The organism is Paenibacillus sp. 453mf, from assembly GCF_900116105.1.
In the GTDB taxonomy this organism is placed as follows: Bacteria; Bacillota; Bacilli; order Paenibacillales; family Paenibacillaceae; genus Paenibacillus; species Paenibacillus provencensis.
Genome location: NZ_FPAC01000012.1, coordinates 1 through 16,134, shown reverse-complemented (window position 1 = coordinate 16,134; position 16,134 = coordinate 1). Strand labels below are relative to the sequence as shown.

Annotated in this window: 17 protein-coding genes and 1 other annotated feature; all 17 genes read left to right on the top strand. The window is 45.4% G+C overall.

Annotated features, from left to right (window positions below; translation table 11 throughout):
* Positions 1 to 20 precede the first annotated feature (20 nt).
* The gene (minC, locus tag BM415_RS23470; protein ID WP_091161739.1) at positions 21 to 683 is read left to right on the top strand and encodes a septum site-determining protein MinC; all 663 of its coding nucleotides are present in this window, start codon (positions 21 to 23) and stop codon (positions 681 to 683) included.
* A gap of 5 nt (positions 684 to 688) precedes the next feature.
* A complete protein-coding gene (gene minD, locus BM415_RS23465) occupies positions 689 to 1,483 on the top strand; it encodes a septum site-determining protein MinD (RefSeq protein WP_091161737.1) in 795 nt (264 codons plus the stop codon).
* Between the two features lie 6 nt (positions 1,484 to 1,489).
* Positions 1,490 to 2,668 (top strand): FtsW/RodA/SpoVE family cell cycle protein, encoded by a 1,179-nt coding sequence (locus BM415_RS23460; RefSeq protein WP_091161736.1) that lies wholly within the window; start codon positions 1,490 to 1,492, stop codon positions 2,666 to 2,668.
* A gap of 109 nt (positions 2,669 to 2,777) precedes the next feature.
* Positions 2,778 to 3,677, top strand: coding sequence for a M23 family metallopeptidase (locus BM415_RS23455; RefSeq protein ID WP_091161735.1), 900 nt, complete (start codon positions 2,778 to 2,780; stop codon positions 3,675 to 3,677).
* The gene (locus BM415_RS23450; protein WP_091161733.1) at positions 3,670 to 4,521 is read left to right on the top strand and encodes a M50 family metallopeptidase; all 852 of its coding nucleotides are present in this window, start codon (positions 3,670 to 3,672) and stop codon (positions 4,519 to 4,521) included. Before BM415_RS23455 ends, BM415_RS23450 begins: the two co-directional genes overlap by 8 nt.
* 70 nt (positions 4,522 to 4,591) lie before the next feature.
* Entirely contained in the window at positions 4,592 to 5,782 is a 1,191-nt protein-coding gene (locus BM415_RS23445; RefSeq protein ID WP_091161732.1) for an Rne/Rng family ribonuclease, read from the top strand.
* 111 nt (positions 5,783 to 5,893) lie between these two features.
* Positions 5,894 to 5,979 (top strand) — a sequence feature (ribosomal protein L21 leader region).
* A gap of 13 nt (positions 5,980 to 5,992) precedes the next feature.
* Entirely contained in the window at positions 5,993 to 6,304 is a 312-nt protein-coding gene (gene rplU / locus BM415_RS23440; protein ID WP_091161730.1) for a 50S ribosomal protein L21, read from the top strand.
* Positions 6,305 to 6,317: 13 nt separating this feature from the next.
* Positions 6,318 to 6,656 carry a ribosomal-processing cysteine protease Prp gene (locus BM415_RS23435; RefSeq protein WP_091161729.1) on the top strand — a complete coding sequence of 113 codons (339 nt, stop codon included), beginning with the start codon at positions 6,318 to 6,320 and terminating at the stop codon, positions 6,654 to 6,656.
* Positions 6,657 to 6,674: 18 nt separating this feature from the next.
* The gene (gene rpmA, locus BM415_RS23430; RefSeq protein WP_091161727.1) at positions 6,675 to 6,986 is read left to right on the top strand and encodes a 50S ribosomal protein L27; all 312 of its coding nucleotides are present in this window, start codon (positions 6,675 to 6,677) and stop codon (positions 6,984 to 6,986) included.
* A 198-nt stretch (positions 6,987 to 7,184) separates the two neighbouring features.
* Positions 7,185 to 7,922 (top strand): Spo0B domain-containing protein, encoded by a 738-nt coding sequence (locus tag BM415_RS23425; RefSeq protein ID WP_091161725.1) that lies wholly within the window; start codon positions 7,185 to 7,187, stop codon positions 7,920 to 7,922.
* A gap of 13 nt (positions 7,923 to 7,935) precedes the next feature.
* Entirely contained in the window at positions 7,936 to 9,246 is a 1,311-nt protein-coding gene (obgE, locus tag BM415_RS23420) for a GTPase ObgE (RefSeq protein ID WP_091161724.1), read from the top strand.
* Between the two features lie 154 nt (positions 9,247 to 9,400).
* A complete protein-coding gene (locus tag BM415_RS23415; RefSeq protein WP_091161722.1) occupies positions 9,401 to 9,838 on the top strand; it encodes an ACT domain-containing protein in 438 nt (145 codons plus the stop codon).
* A 35-nt stretch (positions 9,839 to 9,873) separates the two neighbouring features.
* Positions 9,874 to 11,160 carry a homoserine dehydrogenase gene (locus BM415_RS23410; protein ID WP_091161721.1) on the top strand — a complete coding sequence of 429 codons (1,287 nt, stop codon included), beginning with the start codon at positions 9,874 to 9,876 and terminating at the stop codon, positions 11,158 to 11,160.
* A gap of 34 nt (positions 11,161 to 11,194) precedes the next feature.
* The gene (thrB, locus tag BM415_RS23405) at positions 11,195 to 12,157 is read left to right on the top strand and encodes a homoserine kinase (RefSeq protein WP_091161719.1); all 963 of its coding nucleotides are present in this window, start codon (positions 11,195 to 11,197) and stop codon (positions 12,155 to 12,157) included.
* A complete protein-coding gene (gene pheA, locus BM415_RS23400) occupies positions 12,154 to 13,026 on the top strand; it encodes a prephenate dehydratase (RefSeq protein ID WP_091161718.1) in 873 nt (290 codons plus the stop codon). Before thrB ends, pheA begins: the two co-directional genes overlap by 4 nt.
* A gap of 19 nt (positions 13,027 to 13,045) precedes the next feature.
* On the top strand, positions 13,046 to 13,933 hold the full coding sequence (gene ilvE / locus BM415_RS23395) for a branched-chain-amino-acid transaminase (RefSeq protein WP_091161716.1): 888 nt from the start codon (positions 13,046 to 13,048) through the stop codon (positions 13,931 to 13,933).
* Positions 13,934 to 14,118: 185 nt separating this feature from the next.
* Entirely contained in the window at positions 14,119 to 15,723 is a 1,605-nt protein-coding gene (locus BM415_RS23390) for a LysM peptidoglycan-binding domain-containing protein (RefSeq protein WP_091161714.1), read from the top strand.
* Positions 15,724 to 16,134: the final 411 nt, after the last annotated feature.

The window sequence follows — 16,134 nt, the reverse complement described above, 5'->3', positions numbered from 1 at the left end:
GAGATGGGAGGGACAGGCTTATGACAGTAAAATCAAATCATGTGACGATCAAAGGCATCAAAGATGGCCTGGTATTCCTGATGGATGACGAGTGTGATTTGGAGGAACTGCTGAGCGAACTTCGCTTTAAGCTTGAACATAGCCATCAAAATATATTGTCCGGTCCTATTATTCATGTCGATGTAAAGCTTGGATCTCGAATTGTGACCGAAGAGCAGAAAGAAGAAATTCTTCATATTTTGAAGCAAAAAGGCAATTTGCTCATACGTTCCATTGAATCCCCGGACGCTGAACCGGATGAGAAAGGGGCTTCGGCTCTGACAACCATTACCGGTATTGTGCGTTCCGGTCAAGTGCTTCACCATGAAGGAAACTTGCTGCTTCTTGGTGATGTCAATCCTGGCGGTAGTGTGAGCTGCACGGGTAATATTTATATTATGGGTGCACTTCGCGGAATGGCGCATGCGGGAAACAAGGGTAATGAGGATGCAATTATATGTGCATCTTATTTTGCCCCGACGCAGCTTCGAATCGCAGAGGTTATCAGCCGTCCCCCGGATGAATGGGAGCAAAGAGAAGCAGGAATGGAGTTTGCTTACTTGCAGAACGGACAAATGCAGATCGACAAAACGAGCAATATCGTTCGGTTGCACCGTGATTTTAACGTGTTTAAAGGGGTGTAGCATACATGGGAGAGGCGATTGTTGTCACTTCAGGAAAAGGCGGTGTCGGCAAAACAACCACATCTGCCAACATTGGCACTGCACTTGCGCTGCTTGGTAAAAAAGTATGTCTGGTAGATACAGACATTGGCCTTCGAAATCTGGATGTCGTTATGGGACTCGAGAATCGAATCATCTACGATCTGGTGGATGTAGCAGAAGGCAGATGCCGATTGAACCAAGCCTTGGTCAAAGACAAGCGCTTTGATGAATTATATATGCTGCCGGCTGCGCAGACAAAAGATAAAAACTCGGTTACACCTGATCAGGTAAAGGATATTGTGCTGGAGCTCAAAAAAGATTTTGAGTATGTCATTATCGACTGTCCAGCAGGTATTGAACAAGGGTTTAAGAACGCAATTGCAGGTGCCGATCAGGCTATTGTTGTAACTACACCAGAGAATGCTGCAGTTCGTGATGCGGACCGAGTAATCGGGCTGCTCGAAAGCTCGCATGTCGGATCTCCAAAGCTGGTCGTTAACCGGATTCGGAATAATATGGTCAAAACCGGCGATATGCTGGATATCGATAGTATTTTACAGGTGCTTAATATTGATCTTATTGGGATTGTTCCTGATGATGAGCTTGTTATTAAAGCAGCCAATTCTGGTGAACCCACCGTGATGAATCCGAACTCGCAAGCTGCCATGGCCTATCGAAATATCGCAAGACGCATTCTTGGCGATACGGTACCGCTTATGCTGCTCGAACAAAAGAAAGGTGTCTTTACACGGTTTAAGAAGTTTTTCGGAATGGGTTGATGCAATTTGTTTCGCAAATGGAAAGAACTGGACTGGACACTAGTGGCAGTTCTCGTTTTATTTATGCTGGTAAGTACAATGGTTGTACATAGTGCCATTATTCCAACGCCGGAATTCGAGGGTTATGATATAAGGACTGCGCTCTTTTACATCCTTGGATTCATCATTGTGCTGGGAATCGCTTTAGTCGATTATCGGGCTTTGCTCAAGTATAGCTTCGTTATATACGGAATAGGCTTGTTCCTGATCATTCTCCTATTCTTTATCGGGGCAGAAGTGAATGGCGCAAAGAGCTGGTTTAAGCTTCCGGGAGGATTGCTGTTCCAGCCTGCTGAATTGGTCAAGCTGGTGCTTATCCTCATCTCTGCATACATGCTCGGCAAGAGGGGGGGAGAACCGCTTAGGTTCAGGGCAGATATTATTCCCGCCGCTCTCATCGTTCTTGTTCCTTTTGTACTGGTGCTGATTCAGCCGGACTTGGGGAATGCCATCATTTATTTGGTTGTATTTGTCGGGATGCTGTGGATTGCGGGAACACGCTATAAGCATGTCTTGATAGGCATTACGACAGTTCTTGCTGCACTGATCCTATTTGTGACCTTGTTTAATACCTTTAATGATCAGATTAGAGAAGCACTTGAGGAACAGAATCGATTGCATTGGTATCAGCGTATCAATACCTTTCTCAATCCGGGTGAGGCTTCAAGTGATGATAGACACCAATCCAGTTATGCAATCATTGCAATAGGAACTGGCGGACTGGCGGGGGATGGGTTTAAGCAAGGTGAACTTAAGAACAATCATTTTATCCCGTATCCGTATTCGGATTCCATATTTGTTGTCATTGGCGAAGAGTTTGGATTTTTGGGAAGCGCGTTTGTTCTGCTTATGTATTTTGCGCTGATCTATCGTTTGATCCGAATCGCAGCAGCTTGTTATGATAAACGAGGGGCTTATATTATTATTGGGATCGCGACCATGTTTATTTTTCAGGTATATGAAAATGTAGGTATGATGGTCGGGCTAATGCCGATTACCGGCATCACGCTACCCTTCATTAGCTATGGCGGGACTTCCCTGTTAATCAACATGCTTAGTATCGGAATCGTCATGAGCATCAAGCTGCATCAGGAAAAATACGATCTGCAGAATAAAGAAACCAAGACAATAGCACCTGGGCTTTAGAGCTCATGGTGCTTTTTTGTATGTACGATCTGAGGCTTGTTCATAATTGCTCGTCCGTATTCATAAGATGTAACAGTTAAAGTGAATCCTCACAAGGAGGACAATTGGGATGAACATTAAAGCCAATATTAAACAGCGAAGACAGGAACGGATCAGACAGCTTCTTGATGTAGAAGATACCCGCGATAAACAGAGTTCGAAGACCATAGAACAAGGGCGACCTATAGACAGGAGAGGGGTGCCGCAGGCAGAACAGCCTCCTTCTCGGTTCCAATCGTATGAAGAAGCAGATGTAAATATCGCTGAGCGAGATCCTGAGTTGTTATGGAAGAAAGATCGCAGAAGATGGTTAGAGGATGAGACTTACCACGAGGGCCCTGATCATCAACCCCGTTTTCTAAACGGACTGCTTAAGCGAATTGTCATCAGCGGCATTTTATTTGGTGCGATCTGGGGCGCGTTTCAGTGGGATGCTCCTTTTTTGGAAAGAGCCAAATTCTTTGTGGCAGACAGCCTGCATCAGGAAATGGATTTTCAAGCAGCGGCAGCCTGGTACACTGACCATTTTGGAGGCGCGCCTTCCTTCTTGCCGATCTTTGAAAATGATGGCGCATCTCCACTGAAAGTGACGGCTTCCCGTAAATTGTCTCCTCCCATTGCAGGAACAATTGCTCAGCCCTTTGCTATAACGATGGAAGGGGTAGAGATTGTTCCCAATTCTGAGGGTGGGGGCGTTTTTCAAGTTGACAGCATTGATGCAGGACGAGTAATCCAGGTAATCAACAACCCCGAGACAGGAACGACGGTAGTCGTTCAGCATACAGGCGGGCTTACGGGCATTTATGGACGTCTTGCAGAGACCAAGCTGGAAACGGGCTCTTGGGTTGAAGAAGGTGGGAAGATCGGTCAGATCCCTGCAGGCACTTTAGAGCATGATCAGACCTTGTATTTTGCTGTAAAGGATGGGGACGTCTATATTGATCCAGCGGAAGTGATTGCTTTTGATTAATGTAATGGGGATCCGGTTATCCCTGCATCCGGTATTTGTGCTTGTCATGATGCTCTCTGTAGTAACTGGCCGATTCGTTGAGCTGTTGACGTTATTTGCGATCGTATTTATCCATGAGCTGGGTCATGCGAGCTGCGCTTTGTTACTTGGAATTCGGGTTAATTCCATTCAGATGCTTCCTTTTGGCGGAGTGGCAACGATTGAGGATCGGGGAGACCTGACGGCCAGGAAAGAGATCCTGATTTCACTGGCTGGTCCTCTCCAAAATGTAATGATGATTGCAGCAGCTTATGCGATGTACGCTACAGGCATGTGGGACGGAGAATTTCTGCATTATTTTATTTCCTCAAACGTCATCATTGCTCTATTTAATCTGCTGCCGATCCTGCCTCTGGACGGGGGGAAGATTATACAAGCCTTGCTGAGTATCTTCTTGCCTTATCATAGAACACTACTCGACACTTATAAGATCAGCATCATTTTCAGTGCCTTGATGCTGACCTATGCCTTTTTGCCGCTAATGAGGGGACAAGGAATGGTGGATCTAAACCTGGCTATGATGGGCTCCTTTCTCCTTTATTCCAACATCGTGGATTATCGGAATATCCCTTATCGATTCGTGCGCTTTTTGATGAACAGAGATATTCTATTTTCAGTACATGCCTCTTCCGGGAGTTTGGCACAGCCAATAATTTCGATGCCAGCGAAACCTTTGGACAATATCTTGCGTTTATTTAAGAGAGAGAAATATCATATGATATATGTGATGGACAAGCATGGGAATATTGTTGGCGTTCTGCCAGAGCAGCGCGTAATCAAGTCGTATTTTGATAAAAGAACGTAATTTACAAAATAGGAGAGCGCAAACGAATGCCCCTATCTTCTCTCTAAAAGAGTACTCTAGAGGTGAAGCCATGAAGCAAACGATTGTGAACTATGAACCAAATCTTATTCGAATGGCTCTTCTGGAGGAAGGTAAAGTAGTTGAATATGCAGCGGAACGGGCGGGTGAAAGGGGGCTGCTCGGTTCCTTTTTTAAGGGACGTGTAGTCAATGTGCTTCCAGGTATGCAGGCTGCCTTTGTTGATATCGGGCAAAAGAAAAATGCCTTTTTATATATTGATGATGTACTGCATCCCCATCTGGACAAGCAGCCCAAGATCAAGCCGGCCATTACAGAGCTACTTCACGTGGGTCAGGATATTATCGTTCAAGTGTTCAAGGAGCCGGTAGGCGGAAAAGGGGCAAGAGTAACAACACACTATGCATTACCCGGTCGATGGATCGTTTATATGCCGATGGCGGGATATATAGCGGTATCCAAGAAAATTGCTAAAGAGGGTGAAAGATCTCGTCTCAAAAGTATCGCTGAACGTTGCAAACTGGATGAAGAGGGTATGATTATACGAACCGTTTCTGAGCATGAGAGTTTAGAAGCAATTGAAGGTGATCTAATTCAGCTGCGCAAGGTATGGCAGAGGATTGAGCAAAAAGCCAGCATGAATAATGCTCCGCGACTGCTGCATCAGGATCTCAGCATTCTGCAGAGATTTATTCGAGACAGTCATACTGCGCATAGTGATGAGTTTGTAATTGATAACGAGCAGCAGGCCAAAGAAGCCAAGCTGTTCTATCAGGAGGTCGCCTTGAATGGAGTACCCAATCTTCATGTTTATCACGGGGATAAGCCTGTTTTTGAAGCATATGGTGTTCAGGAGCAACTGATAAGGGACTTCAAAAGAAAGGTGTGGCTTGAAGGTGGCGGCTATGTCGTTATTGACCATACCGAAGCTCTGACAGTCATTGATGTTAATACAGGTAAATATATAGGCGGTCGAAACCTGGAAGAGACGGTAACGAAGACGAATATTCAAGCAGCTATTGAAATAGCCAGACTGCTCAGACTCCGGGATATCGGAGGAATCATCATTATTGATTTTATTGACATGGAATTCGAACGACACCGGGATGAGGTTATGCTCACACTGGAGCGTGAGCTCCAGAAGGATCGTACGAAATCTCACGTCGTAGGATGGACAAGGCTTGGTCTGCTGGAGCTTACCCGCAAGAAGGTAAGGGAGGAGAGCAGCTTGGCACTGGAGTAATCAGTGACTAAGCACAAGCGCTCATAGAGCTGAACGAATATTGCAAAATCATTGATTTGAGTATAGACTCGTGATATAATCTTCAGGTATGTGTCTAGTATTAAGTTGCTGCACATGCTGTAACCGCTCCGATCGGGTTGGAAGTATTCTGCTTTTTGAGGCAGGATCACCTGGATTAGGCGAGTCTGAGACATGAGGAGGTGCAAGCAAATGTACGCAATTATTGAAACTGGTGGTAAACAGTACAAAGTTCAAGAAGGCGATGTTCTTTACATCGAGAAATTGAACGCTGCAGACGGTGAAACTGTAACGTTTGACCGCGTGTTGGCTGTTTCTAACGACAATGGTTTGACTGCAGGTACACCGGTTGTTTCCGGCGCAACTGTAACAGCGACTGTTGAGAAGCATGGCAAAGGTCAAAAGGTTGTTGTATACAAATACAAGCCTAAGAAGAACTACCATGTGAAACAAGGTCATCGTCAACCTTACACTAAAGTAACTATCGGCAAAATCCAAGCGTAAGTGGGTGTAAACAGTGATTACTGTACACATCTTTCGTTTGAGTGACGGCAGCATTCGCGGCTTTTCCGTGAAAGGTCATGCGAATTATGCTAAAGCTGGTGAAGATATTGTATGTGCGGGAGTTTCCGCAGTGACAGTTGGCACGGCTAATTCGATTGAGACACTTACAGGTGTTGAGCTCGATGCCGAGATGGAGCATGGCTTTCTGAGCGCATATGTTCCGGAAGGAGCCGAGTTGTCAGTCGATATTCATTCCCAGATTCAGTTGCTGCTTGAATCACTTGTGGTGATGCTGAAATCGATCGTTGATTCGTACGGAGAGTATATTCAGATAAAGCAGCATAATAACTAAAGAAGGAGGTAGACTACAATGTTAAAATTGGATCTTCAGTTGTTCGCATCCAAAAAAGGTGTGGGTTCCACAAAGAACGGTCGTGATTCCGAGTCCAAACGTCTTGGCGTTAAGCGTGCAGACGGTCAGGCAGTGACTGGCGGCAGCATCCTTGTTCGTCAACGTGGTACTAAAATCCACCCAGGAACGAACGTAGGAATCGGTAAAGACGATACTTTGTTTGCGAAAGTAGACGGCGTTGTGAAATTTGAACGTTGGGGCCGCGATCGTAAAAAAGTGAGCGTCTACCCTATTGAAGTTGCTCCTGTAGCAGCTGCAGTAGAAGCGTAATAGGCATTTTCGCCTAAGGAGCCTTCGGCATGTTTGCCGGAGGCTTTTTTTATTCAGGCAATCAGCTCACCTTGGTTCATTTTCGAATGTGCTAAGATGTTTTTGTTTTTGATACTGTTTGGCAACATCGTCTGTGATATACTGCCTTTATGACCTTTATATTATAATGGGGTTAACATTGATGAACGGGGAGAAGTCATGAATTACTGGAAAAAAGTGCCCTTAGCGGTATCTTGTTCGGTCATATTTCCGTTAGTTTTGGTGATCATCTCTAAGACTCTGGTCTCTTGTATTTTGCTTGCGTTCTGGTTAGTAGCTGTCCTATATTATGTCTTTAAGGCTATGGACAAGCAGCTTGAAGAGCAGCGCCGTCAAACGCAGCAGAGAATGGAAGATACAGCGATATCCGTGTTAAATCATCACAGACATGATTGGATGAATGACCTCCAGGTGTTGTATGGATATATTCGTCTAGGAAAGAATGATAAATCAATACAAACGGTGGAAAGAATAAAGGATAGAATGACGGAAGAGAGCAAGATTTCAAAGCTGGGCGTGCCGTCTCTCATTTTTTATTTGCAGTCGTATAGAATAAGCGGCAGTCTTGTTGTTCTAAGTGTTGAAGTGGAAGACGGATTGCGGCTGGATACCTTGATTTCTCCCGAGGACGGTGAAATGCTGACAGGGACGATTGCGGATACAGTCAGGGCTTATCAGTTCAGCAACCGATCGTCTTGGGGAGAAATTCGTCACCTGTTAATTCGTTTTGGTCAGGATCAAGGGGATGTTATTGTACGCTTCGAGGGAGAGAGAGTAGCGTCTGAATCAGAAGCTTGGAGTAATTTGTATACGATGAAGCAAGGAACAAAGGTGATAGCGGAGCCGCCTGCGACAGGGGATGCGCTGATTCAATTTCGTGTGACTTGTGGGATATAAGGAAGGGATAATTATGTTTGTAGATAAAGCGAAGATTTATGTTAAAGGCGGGGACGGCGGAGATGGGCTCGTATCGTTCCGTCGTGAGAAATATGTGCCCGAAGGTGGACCTGCTGGTGGGGACGGTGGAAAGGGCGGCAGTGTTATTTTTCGTGTAGACGAAGGTCTCAGAACGCTGATGGATTTCCGCTACCAACGTCACTTCAAAGCCAAGCGCGGTGAAAAAGGCCGCAATAAAAGTCAGCACGGTGCGAATGCGGAGGATATGATTGTCCGTATCCCGCCGGGAACGGTAGTAACCGATGAAGATTCAGGTGAGGTGCTCGCTGATTTGACCCGTCACGGACAGCAGGTTGTTGTTGCGAGAGGCGGTCGAGGCGGAAGAGGGAATATTCGATTTGCAACTCCGAAGAATCCAGCACCTGAGCTTGCGGAGAATGGCGAAGAAGGGGAAGAACGCTACATTGTACTGGAAATGAAGGTTATGGCCGATGTAGGCTTGGTTGGATTTCCAAGTGTGGGCAAATCTACTCTCTTGTCCGTCGTATCGGGTGCCAACCCGAAGATTGGGGCATACCACTTTACAACGATTACGCCGAATCTCGGTGTTGTTGATGTAGGGGAAGGCCGCAGCTTTGTTATGGCGGATTTGCCTGGACTGATTGAAGGGGCGAGCGAAGGTATTGGGCTGGGTCATGAGTTCCTGAGACACGTTGAGCGTACTCGCGTTATCATTCATGTGATCGATATGGCTGGATCTGAGGGCAGAGACCCATACGAGGATTTCGTCAAGATCAATGACGAGCTTCATCAGTACAATGCTAAATTGATGGAGCGTCCACAAATTGTGGCCGCGAACAAAATGGATATGCCGGAGTCGGCAGACAACCTGGAGAACTTTAAGCAACAGCTTCATGCTTCTCATCCTGAAATTGAGATTATGCCAATCTCATCCCTTACCCGTCAAGGCGTGAAGGAGCTTCTCTATAAGGCAGCAGACATGCTGGATCAAATGCCGGAGGAACTGCATGTGGAAGAAGTGGCAGAAGTAAGTGAACGCAAAGTTTATAAGCTGGATAAAGAAGAAGAGGAAGGCTTCAAAATTGTCCGGGAGAATGAGATGTTTATTGTGGAAAGTCCGAAGATCGAGCGCATGATGAAACGAATGCAGCTGAATTCGCATGAGGCCATTATGAAGCTTGCGCGTACCCTTCGCCATATGGGTGTCGATGATGAGCTTAGAAAACGTGGTGCGAAGGATGGTACGATCGTTCGTATTGCCGATTTCGAATTCGAATTTGTGGAAAGCAGCAGCTACTATTAATAAAACAAGAAATTACCGTGGGTATCTTCCTTAGATATCCACGGTTTTTTGGAATATGGGCAGCAAGAGACTCCATTTGTCTATTGCCCTTTTCGATACGATTCGATATAATGTCCACTATATGAATACAATAGTCTTTGAGGAGAGGACGTTTTTGAAAGAACACTATTATTTAGTACGTGAAGATATATTGCCAGAAGCCGTGGTGAAGACGATGCAGGTGAAGCAGCTGCTCGCTTCCGGTGAAGTAAAGACTGTCCATGAAGCGGCTGAACGTGTTGGTCTAAGCCGAAGTGCATTTTATAAATACAAGGATGGAATTCATCTGGTCAATCAGCTGGAGAGAGAGAGAATTGTCACCATCTCAATTGATCTGGAGCATGAGTCTGGGATGCTGTCCCAAGTGCTATCGCATGTGGCATCATATGGAGGCAATGTGCTTACCATTCATCAGAGCATTCCGCTCCAAGGGCGTGCTAATGTAGTTATTTCAGTAGAAACTTCTCGGCTCAGTGGAGACCTTGGCGAGATGTTGGAGCAATTCTCGCAGGTTCCTGGAGTCAAACGAACACGCTTGATAGGTCAGGGGTAGAGGAGATACTCTAGGTACATAAAGGGGATGAGAAGATGAAACCGATTAAGGTGGGTTTGCTTGGATTAGGTACTGTAGGCACAGGTGTAATACGAATCGTGGAAGGGAATCAGGAGGATCTGAGCAGTCAAGTCGGCTCTCCTATCGTTATTGAAAAAGTAGCTGTGAAGAATCTGGTCAAGGCTCGTAATATTACAGTGGATGCTGATAAATTAACAGAAGATCCATGGGAAGTTATTCGTAATCCTGAGATTGATGTTATTGTCGAAGTCATGGGCGGAGTGGAGAAAACAAAAGAATACATTCTTGAAGCGCTAGAGCGGGGCAAGCATATCGTGACGGCAAACAAGGATTTGATGGCGCTCTTTGGTGCGGAAATTTTAGCAAAAGCTGAGGAGAAGCGCTGTGACGTCTATTATGAAGCTAGTGTTGCTGGTGGTATTCCGATCATTCGTACGTTGATTGAGGGCTTCTCGTCTGACCGAATCACACGAATTATGGGGATCGTTAACGGGACCACGAACTTCATATTAACCAAGATGAGTCAGGAAGGGGCTTCGTATGATGAAGTCCTAACAGAGGCACAGGCACTTGGTTATGCAGAATCCGATCCTACCTCGGACGTAGAAGGGCTAGATGCCGCACGTAAGATGGCCATTCTCGGCACGCTTGGGTTCCATACAAACGTCGAGCTTCGGGATGTGTCAGTCAGCGGAATTTCTGGTGTTACCAAAGAGGATATTGCTTACGCTAAGAGACTTGGATATGAAATGAAGCTGTTAGGTATTGCAGAGCGACAAGATGACCAAATCTCAATCAGTGTAGAGCCAACGATGGTGAGACAGCAGCATCCTCTGGCCTCAGTCAACGGAGTATTTAATGCGGTATTTGTTCACGGTGAAGCCGTTGGAGAAACGATGTTCTATGGAGCAGGTGCGGGTGAACTGCCTACGGCTACTTCTGTTGTAGCTGACTTGGTATCTGTAATCCGTAATTTGAAGCTCGGAGTGAGCGGCCTGAAATCCATCAGCCCTTATAAAGAGAAGCATCTGATACAAGATGAGCATATTTCTTATAAAAATTTCATCCTGCTGCATGTCGATGACAAAGCAGGTGTGCTTGCTCAAATTACCCAAATATTTGCTGAGTATAACGTCAGTCTTGCTTCCGTTGTGCAGCAGCCGAATGAACAGAATCCGGATGCCGAGATCATTATTGTTACCCATAATGCGAGTAAAGCAAGCATGGATAAAGTGCTGAAGCACTTTGAAACGCTTAGTGTTATTCGTAAAGTGAAGAGTGTTTACCGGGTAGAAGGATGATCTTTCCCGTTACTTTCGAGGAGGACCGAATAGAATGAAGAACAGCGTAAGAGTAAAAATCCCGGCGAGTACAGCTAACTTAGGCCCAGGTTTTGATTCTTTGGGGATGGCGCTCAGCTTATATTCTTATGTGGAGATGAAGAGGGCAGAGGAGACTACTATCTCTCTGCATGGCGAACATTTGAAGGGGATTCCTACGGATAAGACGAACCTTGTCTATAAAGTGGCACAAGCTGTATTTAATAAAGCAGGAGTCCTTGTTCCTGAGCTTGAGATTTCTATGTATTCCGAAATTCCTCTTACACGGGGGCTTGGAAGCAGCGCGACGACGATTATAGGTGCTATGGTCGCAGCTAACGAACTCATTGGGTCACCTTTGATGCGGGAAGAGCTGTTCACGATGGCCACGCAAATAGAGAAGCACCCCGACAATGTGGGGGCCTCGCTGTTTGGCGGTTTTGCTGTCTGTGCATGGGATGGTACTTCGGCACATCATATATCGTTTAATCCGCCTGAACAATTGGAAGTGCTTGTTGTGATTCCGCAGTTTGAATTGTCGACAACGAAGGCAAGAGAAGCATTGCCGCGCGAGCTTTCATTTCAGGATGCGGTCTATAATATCGGGCGAACCTCAATGCTGGTCGGCGCCTTGGCGAGTGGTCGTTACGATCTGTTAAGTGCGGCGATGAAGGATAAGCTGCATCAGCCCTACCGGGCTGCCCTTGTTCCCGGGATGGCCGAAATACTGGAGGAAGCACCGCGAAAAGGGGCTCTAGGAGCAGCTCTAAGCGGCGCGGGTCCGACGGTACTCGCTTTCGTACATCAAGAAGAGCGGGATAAGCATGGCCTTGAAACTTATATGGTTGAGACTATGCGAGCCCAAGGAATTGAAGCAGATACGATGTGGATCAAACCAGATCTGCAGGGTGCACAGCTTGTATCTGACGAGCAAGAAGGTACATTTATGGATATGATAAAAGGGGAAGTTAAAGCATGAAACGAGTTGCAATACTACCTGAAGGCACCGTGTCACATGAAGCGCTCGATTTTTTGCTAGGAGACGAGCCATATGAAGGCAAACACTTCAAGCTGATATCGGATGTATTTCGATCTACGGAACGAGGAGAGAGTGACTACAGTGTTATACCGGTGGAAAATACAATAGATGGGTCGGTTAGTCTACATATGGATTGGCTTGTACATGAAGTGGATATCCCTATGCAATGCGAATGGGTTTACCCCTCTATTCAGAATTTAATTGGCGATCGAAATGAATTTCTGAATACAGCGGGAGATATGGACTTTACGAAAATCCGCAAAATCATGTCTCATCCCGTAGCTATCCCTCAATGTCAGCAGTTTATCCGCACTTATGCTCCACAGGCAGAGCTTGAAAGTGTAGGCAGTACAGCAGAGGCAGTAGAGATTGTGAAGAAGAACCCGGGTCAAGGCTGGGCGGCCATTGCTACGAGACTGGCTGCAGCGAAACATGGATTGGATATCATGGCTGAGCGGGTTACGGATCATGATAACAACTACACCCGGTTTGTGTTAATTGGTCCAGATGCGGTTAATCTGCAGCGAGAGGCGGATCATCAGAAGACAAGCATACTTATCACACCTCCAGAAGATTTTCCTGGAGCGCTTCATCAGGTATTATCGGCTTTTGCTTGGCGCAGACTGAATTTGTCTCGGATTGAGTCCAGACCAACGAAAAAGAAGCTCGGTAACTATTATTTCTATATTGATGTAATGGAATCAATGGATTCGGTACTTCTTCCTGCAGCTATTTCAGAGATTGAAGCTCTGGGATGCCAGGTTCGCGTACTGGGTTCTTATCCTTGCTATGTATATACAGGACAATAATGCGGAGGTGTCACTCGTTATGGCAGCAGAACAGTGGATTTATCTTGATGGTCAGTATGTGACGAAGGAAAATGCAAAAGTATCCGTTTTTGATCATGGATTTTTATATGGTGACGGGATTTTTGAAGGGATTCGGATATACAACGGAAATATTTTTAAATGCAAGGAGCACTTAGATCGTCTCTATGATTCCGCAAAATCCATCATGCTGGATATTCCTTTGTCTCATGATGAGATGCGGGAGGCCATGGCTGAAACCATTCGTCGCAACGAAATGAGAAATGGATATATACGGCTCGTTGTATCGCGCGGTTACGGTAACCTTGGAATTGATCCACTTCGGTGCGAAAAGGCAAGTGTCGTCATCATTGTAGAAGAGCTGTCCATTTACCCAGAGGAAGCGTATCTCAAGGGCTTAAGAACAATCTCGGTTTCGCAGCGCCGCAACATCCCAGATGCACTCAATCCTAAGATCAAGTCATTGAACTACTTGAATAATGTGCTGGTCAAAATTCAGTCGAATCACGCTGGTGTTGGAGAAGCAATTATGCTGAATTCGCAAGGCTACGTTACAGAAGGTTCCTCAGATAATATTTTTATCGTCAAAAATGGGGTTCTCATTACGCCTCCATGTTATTTGGGTGCGCTAGAAGGCATTACTCGAAATGCCATTATTGAACTCGCAGACAAAATAGGTTTGCCCTTCAAGGAGCAGCCCTTCACATTGCATGATGTATATGTAGCAGACGAAGTGTTCTTTACGGGTACTGCCGCTGAAGTTATCGCTGCTTATAAGGTAGATGGCAGAACGATTGGTACCGGTGTTGCTGGTCCGATTACACTCCAGCTGCTTGAGGAGTTTCGCCAAGTTGTAGATAAAGACGGGTATAAAGTATTTGCAGATTAGTGCTGCTGCGTGATAGGCGGATAAGATCCTCTTCTTCGCATGTAGTCTCTTTTTAAAGGGATTGCTGCCTAGAAGAGGATTTTTTTATGATAATGATGTCATTTGTTCGGATGCTGCATAGGATGAGAGTAACGAAAGAACGGGCGAATATCATGCCTGAAGAAACGTGAGGAGGTTTTGGGCCTGTGAAAATCCATATTGTAAAAGAAGGAGATACATTATATAAGCTGTCTCAAAAGTATAATGTATCTTTAGAAACGATGATTAGCGCAAATCCGGAAATTGCAAACCCTAATGAATTAACGATCGGGATGAAAGTCAAGATTCCATCGGCACCGGTAACTGCACCACCAGGAAATATGATTATACACTCCCATACCGTAGTACAAGGAGACTCGCTCTGGAAATTGTCCAAAGCATGGGGAATTCCTCTTCAGGATTTAATTGCTGCTAATCCGCAGCTGAAAAACCCGAATGTACTATTGGTAGGAGAAACGGTGAAGATTCCTGCCGGGACATCCGCTAATAAGGAAATGGGAACAAATACACAAATGGGTCAAACCCACACCGGTACATCTCCAAAAACAACAGTGGGAAGTGAGCAGTATACAGGCGTAAAAGAAGAAATTGTTCCATTGGATGCTTTGCCTAATTATCCTCAGCTTCCTAAGCTGCCAACGATGCCAGAAGCACCAGTCGCGCCAAAAGCCGAATTAACGAAGCCAAAATTGACCGCACCCAAAGCCGAGTTGACCAAACCGAAGCCAGAACAGCCAAAAGCAGAAATAACTAAACCTGCACCGACTCCTCCAAAGGCAGAAGTGACCAAACCGAAGCCGGTACCTCCCAAAGCCGAGATTACAAAGCCGATTGCTCCCGCTCCGAAGCCTGAGATGATGAAGCCAATGCCGCCTGCACCTAAAAAGGAGTTTAAACCAGTAGCCCCGCCACCCAAACCTTTGCCTAAGCCTGTAAAACAGCCTGAAATGGTTAAACCGATGCCGCTTCCAGCACCTGTTAAAAAACCCGATTACGGTTATTGCGATTCATGTTACCCAACACACGGAATGATGATGCCATTCTATGAAGATAAGCATTACGGAAAAGGGCACGCCGGACATTGGCCGGGATTCCATCAGCCGTATGGTCAGCATCCAGTTGCTCCAGCGGGGCATTATGGTTCGCATGAAGGTACTGTTCCTTATGGTGAGCAATCTCCTATGGTTCAAGGTGTCTATGATCAGTCGGATGGATCTTATACCACATACGAGCATGGCGGATATATTGTGGATTATGCTCTTGTACATGGAGATCAATATGGGGATTGCGGATGCGGTCAACCTGTAGCTTTGCCATACAGCTATGCTCAAGCGGAGTCGGAATGGAAGGCAGCGACAGCACAGAATCAGCAGCCTGCATTGCATCCAGAGGCGTATGGACGTCAGCCGCAGTATACGAACTATTACAGACCTAATGAATACGGACCTCAAGTTTCTTATGTAGACTATTACAATCAACCGTATAACAACACAGCTGTACAGAATGTAGTAGATGGAAAAAGCGATATTGCCGAACAACAAACAGGCATTAACTTAGATAGCTTGAGCGAGCTTCCAAAGATAGAGGATGCACAGATGTCTATTAAAGCAAAAACAACAGTCGGAAAGAGTAAAACTAAAAAAGCGATGGTGTCATCCAGTGCTAAAAAGCGTACCTCATCAAATAGAAACCAAAGCAGCAAAGGATCTGGATTAAAAAAGGCGCGCAGAAATCCATGGCTTAAGAGATAACATTCTATTTAGGATCAAGCAGCTCTTTATGAGCTGCTTATTTAATTTCTAAAAAAGTATTGCATTAGATCTTGGTATGTGATAATCTATAATTCCTGTCGCGTTGACGGGGATGAGCGTTGAGAAATTGATAGTTTGATAGAATAACATTTTTTAAAAAAACTATTGACGAAATAACATCATCTATGATATATTATAAAAGTCGCCGCTGAGAGAAAATGAAGGCGAGCGAGAGAAATTGATCTTTGAAAACTGAACAACGAGTGAGCAGCATTTTCTTCGAAAATGCTTAGCGAGATCATTCGGTATGTGTCGCAAGACCGTATGAATGATGGAGCAAAATAAAGAGAACATAATGTTCTCGTCAGTTTTTCTAAATGAGCTTATCGCTCTTTTCAATATTCGTTAAGA